Consider the following 13,895-nt stretch of genomic DNA (forward strand, 5'->3'; position numbering starts at 1 on the left):
TACACCTCCACCATCATTACACATTCCCGATGTTTTCTTGTCAACAAAATGTAAAAGTACAGGTCCACACGTAAACAAAAAGACCCGTACGATCACTATTTTATAAAGTGATCGTACGGGTCACATTCAATATAGACTACCGCCTTTTTTACTTAACGGTACTGAATATTATTTAGTTGCATCCACATCAATTTACTATCAATCAACATGGCAAGCGTCATCTCATCCATTCCATGCAGTTGACGGTACAGACGCTGGGTTTCGACCAAGTCATTATAGGTCAAGAACGGATAGTCTGGTCTGCCGAATGTCCCGTCCGGAAAATAAGCGTAATGCAAATCGCCATTTCCGAGAATCCACTGCGATCCGAGGTTTACGACACCGTAGAGCATCATATCCGCTAAATCTTTGTCAGTACGATCGCCGAATTGCATGTAGCTTTTGTAGAGAAAATTGATTTCCGCCAACTGATGATTCAAAGAAACATGTGTCTGAATCATTGGATTCGTTGCAGTCGCATAGTCGGCAACCAGCCACCCTTGCTGTACACCAGCGATGACAAAACGGTTCGTGGCTGCGTGATTGTGAAAGTAAGAAGCATATTTTTTCGCAGATTGGCAAAAGTCCTTTTCTTGATACTGATCACAGCCCCGCAGCATCAGATCAGCCGCTCCAGTGTTGAACCTCGTATCGTAAAAGCCCTCTGGTATCCCGTAATCGCCGCTTAACCACAAGGAGCGCGGCTGTGTCTTCCAGTACCCCTCAGGCTCCTGCTGCTTCAGGCTCGCTTTCAACATTACATAGCCCATATCCCGGGCAGCCTTGCTTCCACCTGTATATAAAAAGGAGCGAAGGACATAATTTTCAGGAATTCGCCAAAAGGAGGACTCCGAAGTCGGCTCGTACGTGGAAGGGCTTTGATAGTAATACCCATCGTACAGCCATTTTGCCTTTTCCGTAACGTCTAAGTTAAGCCAGACGCTGTCAATCGATTGTTCTCCCCAAGGAACGAGCGGATCTCTCGAATCGAGCGCCCACATTTCGCTGATAAAGCCGGCTTTCATCGGCAGCTTGATCACAAGCTCGACACCAGAAGACGTCTGTTTTACTTCAACTGGTAGCGCCAATGCCGGCTTTTCTTCAATCGTGGCTCTGCCTTTATCCACGTAGGTAATGGGCTTGCCTAACCAAATATACCTGCCCTCTGTCTCTACAAAACCAGAGGCAAGCGGAAGAGTCTGGACTTGATCAAGCGTGACGACCTTCCAATACGGTTTCTTCGACTCATCATAGGCTCGATAGCGGAACATCATGTTCTGACTGTTACCCTGAATCGGAATGGTGAAAACGTAGGGCATCATATTGCGCTGACCTGTCATTTTATGGGCCCAATACGTGACACCATCTGGGAATCGAAATTCTTGTTTTTGGTGAATCGCGCCATTCAGGTGGTTAACATTCTCCGATTCTGTTGGTTTTTTCCATTCGTTTGCAGAAATATGGCTCGGAAAGAAACTACTTACGGCGATGGCCGTCATCAAAAGGAGCATTCTGCTGATTTTTCTGACCATGTCATCCCCCTATTTTATTAAAGGAGAACCGAAAGTCCTACTTTAAAATGAATATTTCGTAGCGATTATTATTTTTATAATAATCTGATAAATTAATCATAGGTGTCTTATTTTATTTCTCAGGAGGGAATTTATGGACAAGAAAGTACGCTACGTTGTTTCTACAGCACTCGTAATATCTCTGTTCACCAGCCCCTCAATCATCCATGCCACCCAAGCTGAACCACAACCCCACATTCCTTATTACGGAATAGGGCCAACCTATGTACAGCCTGCACAGATTGAGAGCTTGTTCCCCAAGCCCACTATCCAGTTTGGGACACCCGGCTTCCAAGAAGGAAAAGAAGCTTTTACATCCCAGGAAGAAATGATGGCTTACATAAGCAAGTTAGCTACAGGCAACAAGGAAATCAAGCTGCTATCCATCGGTACATCATTGGAAGGTCGCGACATCCCCCTGCTGCTATTCAGCAAAGACCACAGCAAGCTCAAACAAAACAAGGAGAAACCACTCATCTGGCTACAGGCACAAATCCACGGAAATGAACCCGCCTCTGGTGAATCTGCTCTCGTGATCGCCAAATGGCTGGCAGAAGGAAAGCTTGGCCCCGACCTCCTGGATCAAGTAAACGTCGCGATTGTTCCTCGCATCAACCCGGACGGCTCCTTCCAGTTTAAACGCTACATCGCGACAGAGCTGGATGCCAACCGTGACTACATGAAGGTAGAATATCCAGAGGTGCAATCGGTTCACCAGGCGATCAATACCTATCAACCTGATGTGGTGCTTGACGCCCATGAATACGGCGTCTCTTCCAGCCAGCTTCGCGATGTAGGGGAAAAAGGCGCGATCTCTTCCTACGACGTTCTGATCTCTTCCGCGAAAAACTTGAATATCCCCGCCAACCTTCGTAAAATGTCAGACAACCTGCTCTTGGCTGACGTTCAAAAAGCACTCGACAAGGAGCAACTTTCTCATCACGCATACTATACGCTGGCAAAAGGCAAGGACGGAAAAGTGACCGCAACAGAAGGCAGCACAGAGACGAGAATCGGCCGCAATGCCTTGGGCTTGAAAAACACGTTGACGTTTTTGGTGGAAACACGCGGCATCGGCATTGGACGCGCCGATTTTGAGCGCCGTGTATACAGTCAGGCCATGACTCACGCTGCTGTCATCCAATCAACAGCGGCCAACGCCAAAGCAATCAAGTCCTCCGTGACGCAGGCACGCGCAGAAATCACGGAAAAAGGCAAAAAAGCAAACGACAACGACAAACTCGTCATCCTGAGTGAGAATAAGCGAGTACCGGGTCAATCTCTCGAAGTGGTCGATCTAGCCACGGCAAAAAAAGTGTCTACCCCCATCGACTGGGTAAGCTCCACGGATGCCTATCCCGTACTCGAACGCGAGCGCCCCACTGCTTATCTTATGCCTCCTGGCTACCATGACGTTGCAGCCAAGCTGGAACTGCTCGGTATTTCGGTAAGCAAGCTATCAAAAGAAACGACCATAGCGGTAGAAAGCTACACCATTTTGGAAAACAAGGTGAATCCGATATACGAGAATGGGCATTTCACCAACCAAGTGACTGCAAATGTAACAGAAACAACGAAAACCTTTCCTGCGGGTAGCTACGTGTTCAGCATGGCCCAGCCAAACGCCAACTTCATTGCTTTAGCCTTGGAACCGGAATCAGTAGACAGCTACGTGACGTTTAACTTCTTGCCCGTTGAAAAGGGCGATGAAGTCCCGGTATATCGCTATATGCTGGAGCAATCGCTACCCACCACACCAAAAAACTAAAGGAAAAAATCCCCTCTCTAAAGTTAGACTCCTGAGAGGGGATTTTTGTTACATGTATAGGCTTACTTTATTTCAAACACTTCTTGGGCAAGCCCTGCCAGCTTTTGCGTATTGTCGCTCACTTCGACCATTGTCGGTGAAAACGGAAGTGAAACAAAGTGAACAAATACCAAAAAGTCCGCATCGCTTGGATACGGACTCCTGATTCTTTTTCCTTATGATCACAATACCTTTTTGACATCCTTTACGCTCGACGCGAGCATTTGCTCTACTGCGTTGGCGTCCCTCACGTGCTTGGTCAAGCCTTCATTCAGCTCGTCCAGCAAGCCCTTCGCATCACTTACCTGTTGGGACACATCGTCAGCAAATCGCTTTTGGTGCGCGATGATTTCCATCACACCTGACACTTCGCCGTTCAGTACCTGGAAAGCGTTCACGATCTGATCCGTCTTCTCCGCAGCATCCTTGCTGATAGAAAGCCCATTTTTGATCGCACTGCTGCTTTTTTCACTGTTGGACAACGCTTCTTTTGTTTCTTCCTGAATCTTGCCGATCAATTCTGCAATCGTCTTGGTCGAGTTCGCGGTCATCTCGGCTAGCTTCCGTACTTCATCCGCTACTACAGCAAAGCCTCGGCCCTGTTCACCCGCACGTGCTGCTTCTATCGCAGCATTCAAAGCGAGAAGGTTGGTCTGATTGGCAATATCGCTGATTACCTTGACGATGCTCGTAATTTCCGAAGAGCGCTCTCCCAAGCGGCTCATGGATTTGGACGTATGGACCGATTCTTTGTCGAGCAGGCTCATGACTTCTACAACGTCGGTCATGGCCTTCTTGCCTTCATCTGCACGCGCTACCGATTGTTTACAGATGTCTGTCAGGCGCTCTCCTCGAACCGACAACTGACTCGCAGATTCATCATCCCGCTCGTTAATACCCTGGATATTATCTACGACACGCTTCATCCTCGTCACCAATCGCACCATTTGATCGGATTCGGCGTTCATCGCTTGGTTCGAAGTGAGGATCGCACCCATCTGTTCGTAAATACCGCGAAGCTCATGATTCCAAGCGTCTTGCTGTCCTGCCATTGTGGTTGTGGGAGTTGCCACTGTCGTCGCTACTGTCTCTTTTACTGCTAGGCCTTTGTCTTTTTTCCAAAACATCCGCTTCCCTCTCCTTTGTACCCATCAATTGTCACCTCGGCGGCTATATACGCGGGACTCGATTATTCCCGGATGTTGTTTCGCCAAGCTCAGCAAGTTTTCCAAGAAATAATAGTGACCCTCCAAGAGCTCCACGTCTTTACGCTCAAAATGCTTCGCCTGCAAATACTGCTGCATTTCCAAAGCATAGCGCTCCAGTTTATCGTGAAAATCGTTGGCACGAAGCATTTGCTCCACTTCTGGATATTCTGTTTTCAGGCGACTCAGCTCACTGTATACACGTCCACCCTCCAGAATCATCTGGTAGGCCGTACGCTCGAGCGTAGCTGTCGTAGCTGCCTCCTGTTCCTCACGCTCCTCGCGCAAAGCTCCCAAGTACGTGATAAAATGGTAGACAGTTAAAAACAATGGTCCTAAAAATAGAATGATCCCTGCTTTGTACACATGCTGATTGGACAAATTGCTGATGAGCAGGAACAAGTGAAACAAGATCGCACCCAACCATACATAGATGATGATTTGGTGATTGATCTTCCCTGCCTTTTGGTGGCGTGAAAAGGCAAAGGTAAGTCCGAGCAGATAAAAGGCAAGTAACGTAAAGCTGGCAGAAAACAAAGCCATCTCCATATCGATCAGCCAATCTGCATCGGCGGGTATTTCGATAAAGAATTCAAAAGCGAGCACCAGCAGTGAGAACAGCAACCCCATGATCCAAAACCGGCTTACTTCCGAGTCATTTCTCCGCCGGGAGCGGTAGCGTTTTGCACGGGATCCTTCCATAATGCTCTCACCTCATTCTCTATGATTCGCCATGATTCTATCTTTTCCTTTCACATGGGGCCAAAATCTGACACGGAGGCTGTTATGACAAAAAATTTACCAACATCATTTACCGAGCGCATGCAAACCTTGCTCGGACACGATTATGAGGCATTCGTTTCCTCGTATGATCAGCCAGTGGCACACGGCTTGCGGGTCAATCCGTTGAAGGTGGGGCGTGACGATTTTTTGAAAATCTCGCCGTTTGCTCTGGAAGCAGTCCCTTGGTGCGAAAACGGTTTTCGCTACAAAGAACCAGATCGTCCCGGCAAGCATCCTTTTCACTCCGCTGGCATGTACTATTTGCAGGAGCCAAGCGCGATGTCCGCTGCCGAAGCACTCGGTGCACAACCTGGTGAGCGCATCCTCGACCTGTGTGCAGCACCAGGAGGGAAATCGACGCAGCTTGCAGCGTTTTTGCTTGGACAAGGAATGCTTGTGGCAAATGAAATCCATCCTGTTCGTGCAAAAGCCTTGTCAGAAAATCTGGAGCGCTGCGGCGTGACCAATGCCGTCGTGACCAACGAAACGCCTGAACGCTTACAGGAGCGATTCCCCCAGTTTTTTGACCGAATTTTAGTAGACGCTCCATGCTCTGGCGAAGGAATGTTCCGCAAGCTACCCGAAGCAATCGAAGACTGGAGCCCTGCAAAAGTAACCGAGTGCCATCTCATGCAAGGCGATATTCTTGAAGCGGCCGCTGCGATGCTGAAGCCAGGCGGGACGTTGGTCTACTCCACCTGCACATTCGCTCCGTTGGAAAATGAGCAGTCACTCGTAAACTTCATGGGACGTCATCCGGAATTTGAGATCGTCTCGCTGCCACATGTAGATTGCTTTTCTGCTGGCCAACCAGAGTGGGCATCGCCGTATAACGAGCAACTCACCCAGACAGCGAGACTGTGGCCGCATCGTTTACAGGGAGAAGGTCATTACCTCGCCAAGCTGCAAAAGAGTGATACCGCTGAAGTTCATGAACCTGCCGGGAAGCGTAAAGAAAAGCGTGTGGCAAAATCGGCTCCGGCAGGTCGTAAAGAAGCCATGGCAGCTTGGCGTACGTTCGCGGATGAAGCACTCCCGGCGCTCTCCAAACCATTCGATGATGAATCAGCTTTTCTTTTGTTCGGCGAACAGCTCTACTACTCACCTGCTCCCGAGCTCGACTGGGACAAGCTCAAGGTCGCGCGCGTCGGTCTGCACCTAGGAACTGTAAAAAAGAACAGATTTGAACCTGCACACGCCTTGGCACTCTCCCTCTCTCCTGCGGAGGCAGTCCGTGTCGCTCCGTATGACGCAGACGATCCTGAGATGTTGCGGTACTTAAAAGGTGAAGCTCTCACGCGTGATGGTGAAAGCGGCTGGACGCTGGTTACTGTAGATGGATTCCCCATCGGTTGGGGCAAGCAATCTGAAGGGCAACTCAAAAATCATTATCCAAAGGGTCTACGCTGGTTGTAAATTTGCATCAAAAATAAAAAAGCGCACAAGTCTACACGAAATGCATTCGTGACAGCTTGTGCGCTTTTCTCTTTTTCTTATGATCGCCCTCTGCGGGGCGGATTGTCTACTACCGTCAACGAGCCATTTCTTATATAACGCAATATTTTTGAAACAGATATCCCTGTTGCATTGGCTATTTGCATCGCATTTGAATTCGGATAACTTCTCACGTAATTGCGAATCATCTGGTAGTCTTGTATTTCGTTTTCTCCGCAAACCTGGCAAGTGTACTCTCCCCGGCCCATCGGACTGCCGCATTTCAAGCACGTATCCGTCGTCATCACTGGTTCTCCTCACACCCTGTACTATGGTACTTTCACAAGAAAGGGTTCTATCTTCCTATCTATTACCCAAATCACATGGGAGGAAAACACTATTTTCGATCGCAATTCCTGTATTCTATTTAAAATTCGATGCAGTCATTCCGAACTCCTTTAAAAAGGCCAGTATGGAGGCATTAGACAGCTTTTTGCGTAAAGGACAATCGCAAACCCAATGAGAAAGACACCACTGAGTCCATGAAAAAAGTTGAGCCAACCTGGGCGAAAAAATCGAGCCAAATACGTGGCCACCAAAGCTACCAGCCCCAAGAACAATAAGGTCGATAACAGACAGCCTGTAGCAAACAAGAACAACTCTGTTGAATGAACAAAAGTGCCAGATGCCAATAGTGAGCCAAAAACTCCCGCCCAAAACAGAATGGTCAGTGGATTCGCGAGCGTCAGAAGCACGCCGTGCCAAAAGCTGTTTCGACCCGATGGAGCATGCTGGACTGGAGCTTGTTCATGTACGCCTCTGCCTTTTATGGCACGCAAGGTTTGAATCCCAAACCAAGTCAAAATCAGAGCTCCCATAATCAAAACCATCTGTTTGACCCAATGGATTTGTAACAGCAGCGACAGTCCCCCGACCGCCCCCACCATATAAACCGCATCTACGAGTGCAACCCCCAGTACCATCATGAGTGCATCCCGAAATCGCCGAGTCATCGAGCGATGCAATACTCCCAGACAAACCGGACCAACGGATAGCTGGAGCATCATCCCAAATAATAGACCGTTCCAGATTGCCATCAGGTTCACATCTCCTCTTTCATGGAAGACAGGACGATCATCGTATTCGTCTTGCTTACACCTTCTACTTGCTTCAATGTTTCAGAGATGAATCGTTCCAGATCGGCTGTCCCTTTTACGGCAACCTTCAATACATAATCGTAAGCTCCCGCAATATGATGGCATTCCAGCACAGAGACTGCCTGCAAGACCGTTTCACGGAAGCCAGCGATATGCTCCGTTTTTTCGATTTCCACCATCACAAATGCAATCAGGTGAAGCCCTAGCTGTTCCCGATCCAGCTTCACCGTGAATTGCTTAATGAGTCCTGTATCCTCCAGCTTGCGTATTCTCTCGGAGACCGCAGGCACGGACAAATGAACCTGCTTACTGATGTCTGAACTGGTGATTCGAGCATTTTCCCGCAATAAACGGAGGATTTGTTCATCAATCCGATCCATTTGATCTCCCTCCTTGTTTTCTATTCATTATAACAACTTCTTTCAAAGAGAAAGGCATTCGGTGCAATAACCTTATACTTTTAACTATTTATCCGTATTTCTTCATTTTTTTCTGTACGACATGTAATCTCAGAGCGTATTCCTAACAGATTTAGGTCATCCTTCGATTTCAGGTACGAAAAAAGCTTATTCCTCCTCCTGATCGAAGTGGGAATAAGCCTTTTTAGGAGCCTTACTGCTCTTCTTTATTCAAGTTCGCAATCTTTGCCCCTTGCTCCAGAAGAGCTTCATATCCATACTTGCTCTTGATTCTCTCTATTTCTTTTTCCACGCTAGCACTATCCTGTATGTTGAAATAGGCTTTCACTATTTCATAGGGTGTTTGGCCCGGTTTCTGCGGGTGATCCTCAATCGCTGCTTTCCAAGGAATAGCTGCTTTGTCCATCAACAGCTCAAGGGCAGAACCAGTCTCATACCGAATACTTCTTACCAAATAACGCGGGGACAATTGACCATTGGCAATCACGTCAAATACATGCATAAACGTAACGTGAAAAGGCTCCTCTTTTGTCGCAAGAACGGTCAGCTTTCCACCTGTAAGCTCGCTGTAACGATACTCGATGTAGCGGGCTGATCCCTCAATCGCCTCTGTCTTGGTTTCCCCCACCAGTTGTGGCCATTTCTGATAACGATAGCTGCGCACGATCGCCCAATCACGCAAGTGCTGTTTGATGGTTTCGGTATCATTCACAGCCATTGCCTGATCCAGCAGCTTGAATTCGAGTCCCATCAAGGCGTAATTTTCTTCTGTAACGGGGTAGTTATCAATAAATTCTGCCCCATCAGCGTCATAGGTCCAATTTTTTTGCTTGAAGATGTGAAACGATTCATGGAGCAAAAAGGAAGCAAAATCAAAATACAGCTCCGGCTCGCTAAACATTTTGGGATGATACTTAAAATACATGGCTTCGGTGCCATCCATCTCAAGAGTCGCAAAGTTAAAGGGCATCCACGCAGAAATCGTGGACGGATCAAAACGGCTGACCCGATACACTTTAGGCAAACCGAATGCCTCCGGTACTTTGATTTCTGTAGCAAACATACTGTTTTCGAATTGCTTCACATTTACTGCAAAGGCTTCTTTTCGGAAAAACCCTCTATCTTTATTCGTGTGCACAAGCAAGAGCGGTAAGGTTCGAAAATCATACTCCTCGTTCCAAAGCTGATCCGGTGATTGCTCAAAATGTTGATAAATCGTCGACAGCTCGGTTAACATCTGTTTGTCTGTTTCATTTAGCGATTCATATTCAGTTTGAACGGTTTTGTTCATCACGATGAAAAACAAAACTACACCTACGATTGCCAAAAGAGAAACGAGAGCAATTTTATTTCTTTTTTTCATAATTCATCCTTACTTTAAAAAAGTTTTGTTTTTCGAAACAATACATAATAGACTACCACAGAGCATGAACATATTCCAACTTAACATCGTTGTTGTGTCCCATATGATCTCACCATAACAAAAACCACCTAGAAGGTGGTTTCTTACACGTCGGATATGTACGCAAGTTCTGTCCACCGACAGTGTTTACGTAATCCATTTATGTTCATAGCTCATTACCGTAATAAAGAAAAATGCTGAGTTACATTCTTCATATACTCTTCATCACCCAAATTATCCTTCATTTTAATGAGCGTTTTTGCATCTTCACCAACCACATATCGTAACTGACTTGTACCATCTGTTGTCGCTTGATATATCGTTTCAGCGACAAGCTCTGGAGACGAGGCATATGCTGGGTCTTTTTCCATTTCCGCCAATTTACCTAGGAATGCAGCAGTAAACTGCTTGTAGTCAGTTAATGATTCATTAAAAAAGAACTCCATTGATCTTCCGCCAAAGTCTGTATGAATAGCTCCTGGTTCGATCAACTTTACTTTGATGTTTTGAGATGCTAATTCATAAGATAAAGCTTCTGAAAAGCCTTCAACCGCAAATTTATTCGAATGATAAAGTGACATTGTAGGAAAGGTAACTTTTCCTCCCATAGAAGAAATATTAATCAGCAAGCCTTCTTTATTAGATCTAAAATGTGGCACGATGGCTTTCGTCATGTTTATCAAACCAAAAACATTCACTTCAAATTGTCTTCTAATTTGCTCATCGGTAGCTGCTTCAAGAATCCCCATTGTTCCATATTTAACAATCCCTGGGCTATCGTTTCAAGTTTAGCGCTATATTCATTTATCCCAATCTGGATGCATATGATCTGTGCCGGATGCATTTCATCTTTATAAAGCGAATACTTCTCGCATAACTCATTTAAATTCTTTTGCGCTTCCTCCTGCGCTTGCTTTAACCAGGCAATCACTTTGTCATACCCAACAAATTCGCCAAAGTAAAGCCTCATCAAAAAATCTGATTTTGTACTATCCCGCTCTAGGGGCCCTTGTAAATAGGCGTTAAAATATTCTCGTCCTGAGGTACAATTTCCTTGGTTATCAATCCCTCCTTCTCCATCCGATTAAGCATGGGATATATCGTTCCATAAGTTGATCGAAAGAAATAGGAGAAAGGGAGCTTCATTCGATCCAAATCAAAAAAACTGCCCAGACCCTTTTCGAATCTGGACAGTTTCTCTTACCATCTTTATTTATTTCCACGCGTTTTCCCAGCGGATGAGGATTGACTAAACGGTCTTCCACCCTTAGCAGAGCGAGCGGCTCCACCTTTTCCCGCTTTCTTGGCATCGGCTGGCTTCGCAGATTTACCTGCTTTACGCGCTGCAATCGCTTCTGCCTTCTTGCGATTTTTCTCATACTGCGTCTGCAATTCACCCAGCTCACGCGCCATTTTCCTTTTGTAGCCTGGTTTTACCTTCGTCTTTTTCTTCAAGGCTTCACGTACAGGAGAGAACTCTTTGTCTTTTTCCTTCTGTTGCTCTTTCGCCTGTTGTGCCCGCAGCTCAATGAAATGAGCTTCCCGTTCTTCCGCACGTTGACGGCGACCCGCATCCAGATGGCGACCTTCCTGCAAAATTCTTTCCTCGATCGATGCCTTCGTGGCTTTGGCAAAACGCCCCATCAAGTTCTTCTGACGAGGAGAAATGAGGGAGATGGCTTTACCTTTTTGTCCCGCACGACCCGTACGTCCAACGCGGTGAATGTAGCTATCCACGTCATTCGGCAAATCGTAGTTGATGACATGTGTTACGCCTTCTACGTCGAGTCCACGAGCCGCGATATCTGTCGCGATCAAGTATTGGAAACGAATCTCACGGAATTGCTTCATCAGTTGTTCCCGCTTGTTTTGGGACAAATCACCGTACAGTGCTTTCGCAGCGAGGCCATTTTCCTGCAATCGAGCTGTAAGCTGCTGTACACGTACTTGCGTATTGGCAAACACGATGGTCAAGAACGGCTGCTCTTGCTCCAGCACATCCACGAGAGCGTCCGTCTTATCGCTTTGGTTCACTACATAGTAAAATTGTTCAATGCGCTCAACAGTCTTCTGCTTACCCTCAATCTTGATATGCGGTGGCTGCTTCATGAAGCGGTGCGCCAGTCTTTTCACCAAATCAGGCATCGTAGCAGAGAACAACAGCACCTGACGCTGGGAAGGCGTGTGCACGATCACTTGCTCCACATCTTCCAAGAAGCCCATTTCCATCATTTTATCAGCTTCATCCAGCACCAATGTGGAGATGCGTCCGAAATGGAGCGATCCGCGCTTCATATGATCCAGCACGCGGCCTGGTGTTCCGACTACAACATGTACGGTTTCTTTCAGTTTGCTAAGTTGCTTGTCGATATCCGTTCCACCATGCAGAGACAGCACGTTTACATTCAGGTGCTTACCCAGCTTTTCTACTTCTTTGGCAATCTGAATGGAAAGCTCACGTGTCGGGGTGAGAATGAGCGCTTGAATGTCGCGTTTTCCCTCTTCCAAAGCGTTGAGGATCGGCAGCATGAATGCAGCTGTTTTTCCCGTACCTGTCTGAGCTTGTCCGATTAGATCTTTGCCTTCCATAATGAGAGGAATAGCTTCCTCTTGAATTTGTGTCGGTTCTTTATAATACAGGTCTTGAATCCCTTGCATCAGCTCCGGACGAAAACCAAAAGACGCAAACGATTTTGCCATAACTTCCACTTCCTTTCACAAGCGAACCGATTCGCCACACCATGACTGCATGGACAGTGGATGCGATAAAACCGGCTCTCATCAATCAAATTCATCCTAGGCAGGTTGTTGCCCTTGCGAAATCCTATCCTACCTATACTAAAGGAGTACTCTCGAAAAAACAACTAAACCGTTCAACTCCCGGGTATTTTTCTCCGAGGCTCGTGATTTCATAACCTCTCCATCATCACAAAAAACACCCTCTCCATCGCAATGATACATGCATGGAGAGGGTTTCGCCTATCTCATCTATCGAGCAGTTGTTGAACCGTTTCCTTATCGAGCTTCTTGATGACAGCTGTCAGCAGCTGGGCAGCCTGCTCGAAATCACTTTTTGCCATAATCGCATTATGGCTGTGAATATACCGTGTCGCAAAGCCGACGACAATCGACGGGCAGCCAATGCCGCTTGTATGGAATTTCGCTGCGTCTGTTCCGCCTCCTGCGAGGGCATCCACCTGGATATTGATGCCGAGCTCCTCTGCTGTGTCGAATACGAGATCGCGCAATCCGGTATGCGGAATCATCGTGGCATCAAATAACATAACGAGCGGACCGTCCCCCACGTTGCAGGTCATCGGATACGATTCATTTCCAGGCGTGTCATATGCGAGTCCAACATCGACAGCAAAAGCAATATCCGGTTCAACAAGCGTCGCTACTGTGCCAGCACCGCGCGTCCCAACTTCTTCTTGAACGGTTGCACCGGCGTATAGCACATTTGGATGCTCTTCCGACTGCAAACGTTTCAGCACCTCGATTGCCAGCGCACACCCCGCTCGATTATCGAGCGCCTTTGCGACCCACAGCTCTCCGTCGCGCATCGTCGTAAAATCACTGTCAGGAACAATCCAATCACCAGGGCGAACACCCATTTCCTTCGCATCTGCTTCATCTTTTGCCCCGATGTCAATGTACAAATCCTTGAGCTTCATGACTTTTTCCCGCTCTTCTTTTTCCAGTGCGTGTGGTGCCTTTGAACCAATGAGCCCGAGATACTCACCTTTCCGTGTCTTGACCTTCACGCGTTGTGAGAGGATATTGTGCGTCCACCATCCGCCGAGCTGAATAAAACGCAAGTACCCTTTTGGCGTGATATGTGTCACCATGAAGCCCACTTCATCCAAATGTCCCGCGAGCAAAATTTTCGGACCGTTTTCTGCCCCCGTCTTCTTCCCGAGTACCCCACCCAGTCGATCCTTTACCAACTCGTCGCTGAGAGGCTGTAAGTACTCCTCCATCTTCACCCTGACTTCGCGCTCGTGCCCAGGTACTCCGTCCGTTTCCGTCAAATCCTTGATCAATTTCGTGAGATCGTCCATCCTTTATCTCCTTTTCG

The 13,895-nt window shown here is 47.2% G+C and carries 13 protein-coding genes; 2 read left to right on the forward strand and 11 right to left on the reverse strand.

The features are described from left to right. Positions 1-152 precede the first annotated feature (152 nt). Positions 153-1,571: a hypothetical protein gene (locus POF51_RS15115; protein ID WP_271755674.1), complete on the reverse strand. Its 1,419-nt coding sequence runs from the start codon at positions 1,569-1,571 to the stop codon at positions 153-155. Positions 1,572-1,704: 133 nt separating this feature from the next. Between POF51_RS15115 and POF51_RS15120 the strand changes: the two genes are divergently transcribed. Next, entirely contained in the window at positions 1,705-3,378 is a 1,674-nt protein-coding gene (locus POF51_RS15120; protein ID WP_069847874.1) for a M14 family metallopeptidase, read from the forward strand. A 221-nt stretch (positions 3,379-3,599) separates the two neighbouring features. Here POF51_RS15120 and POF51_RS15125 read toward each other — a convergent pair whose 3' ends face one another. Both POF51_RS15125 and POF51_RS15130 read right to left on the reverse strand, forming a co-directional pair. Beyond that, positions 3,600-4,544: a methyl-accepting chemotaxis protein gene (locus POF51_RS15125; protein ID WP_069847876.1), complete on the reverse strand. Its 945-nt coding sequence runs from the start codon at positions 4,542-4,544 to the stop codon at positions 3,600-3,602. Positions 4,545-4,568: 24 nt separating this feature from the next. Then, on the reverse strand, positions 4,569-5,324 hold the full coding sequence (locus POF51_RS15130; RefSeq protein ID WP_069847878.1) for a hypothetical protein: 756 nt from the start codon (positions 5,322-5,324) through the stop codon (positions 4,569-4,571). 84 nt (positions 5,325-5,408) lie between these two features. Between POF51_RS15130 and POF51_RS15135 the strand changes: the two genes are divergently transcribed. Beyond that, positions 5,409-6,821: an RsmF rRNA methyltransferase first C-terminal domain-containing protein gene (locus POF51_RS15135; protein ID WP_069847880.1), complete on the forward strand. Its 1,413-nt coding sequence runs from the start codon at positions 5,409-5,411 to the stop codon at positions 6,819-6,821. Positions 6,822-6,898: 77 nt separating this feature from the next. On the opposite strand, the gene POF51_RS15140 is transcribed toward POF51_RS15135, so the two are convergent. From POF51_RS15140 to POF51_RS15170, 8 genes are all read right to left on the reverse strand, one after another. Continuing rightward, on the reverse strand, positions 6,899-7,144 hold the full coding sequence (locus POF51_RS15140) for a hypothetical protein (protein WP_017250648.1): 246 nt from the start codon (positions 7,142-7,144) through the stop codon (positions 6,899-6,901). Positions 7,145-7,297: 153 nt separating this feature from the next. Beyond that, entirely contained in the window at positions 7,298-7,936 is a 639-nt protein-coding gene (locus POF51_RS15145; protein ID WP_069847882.1) for a LysE family translocator, read from the reverse strand. 5 nt (positions 7,937-7,941) lie between these two features. After that, positions 7,942-8,376 carry an Lrp/AsnC family transcriptional regulator gene (locus POF51_RS15150; RefSeq protein WP_069847884.1) on the reverse strand — a complete coding sequence of 145 codons (435 nt, stop codon included), beginning with the start codon at positions 8,374-8,376 and terminating at the stop codon, positions 7,942-7,944. 232 nt (positions 8,377-8,608) lie between these two features. Further along, positions 8,609-9,778, reverse strand: a complete 1,170-nt coding sequence (locus POF51_RS15155) for a hypothetical protein (RefSeq protein WP_271755675.1) — start codon at positions 9,776-9,778, stop codon at positions 8,609-8,611. A 215-nt stretch (positions 9,779-9,993) separates the two neighbouring features. Beyond that, on the reverse strand, positions 9,994-10,566 hold the full coding sequence (locus POF51_RS15160) for an SDR family NAD(P)-dependent oxidoreductase (RefSeq protein WP_083261641.1): 573 nt from the start codon (positions 10,564-10,566) through the stop codon (positions 9,994-9,996). A 250-nt stretch (positions 10,567-10,816) separates the two neighbouring features. Next, complete coding sequence (locus POF51_RS32190; RefSeq protein ID WP_083261642.1) at positions 10,817-10,963, reverse strand: PadR family transcriptional regulator; 147 nt, start codon at positions 10,961-10,963, stop codon at positions 10,817-10,819. A gap of 63 nt (positions 10,964-11,026) precedes the next feature. Continuing rightward, complete coding sequence (locus POF51_RS15165; RefSeq protein WP_069847892.1) at positions 11,027-12,517, reverse strand: DEAD/DEAH box helicase; 1,491 nt, start codon at positions 12,515-12,517, stop codon at positions 11,027-11,029. Positions 12,518-12,801: 284 nt separating this feature from the next. Then, positions 12,802-13,878 (reverse strand): M42 family metallopeptidase, encoded by a 1,077-nt coding sequence (locus POF51_RS15170; RefSeq protein WP_069847894.1) that lies wholly within the window; start codon positions 13,876-13,878, stop codon positions 12,802-12,804. Positions 13,879-13,895 lie beyond the last annotated feature (17 nt).

Source organism: Brevibacillus sp. AG, assembly GCF_028369215.1.
GTDB lineage: Bacteria > Bacillota > Bacilli > Brevibacillales > Brevibacillaceae > Brevibacillus > Brevibacillus porteri.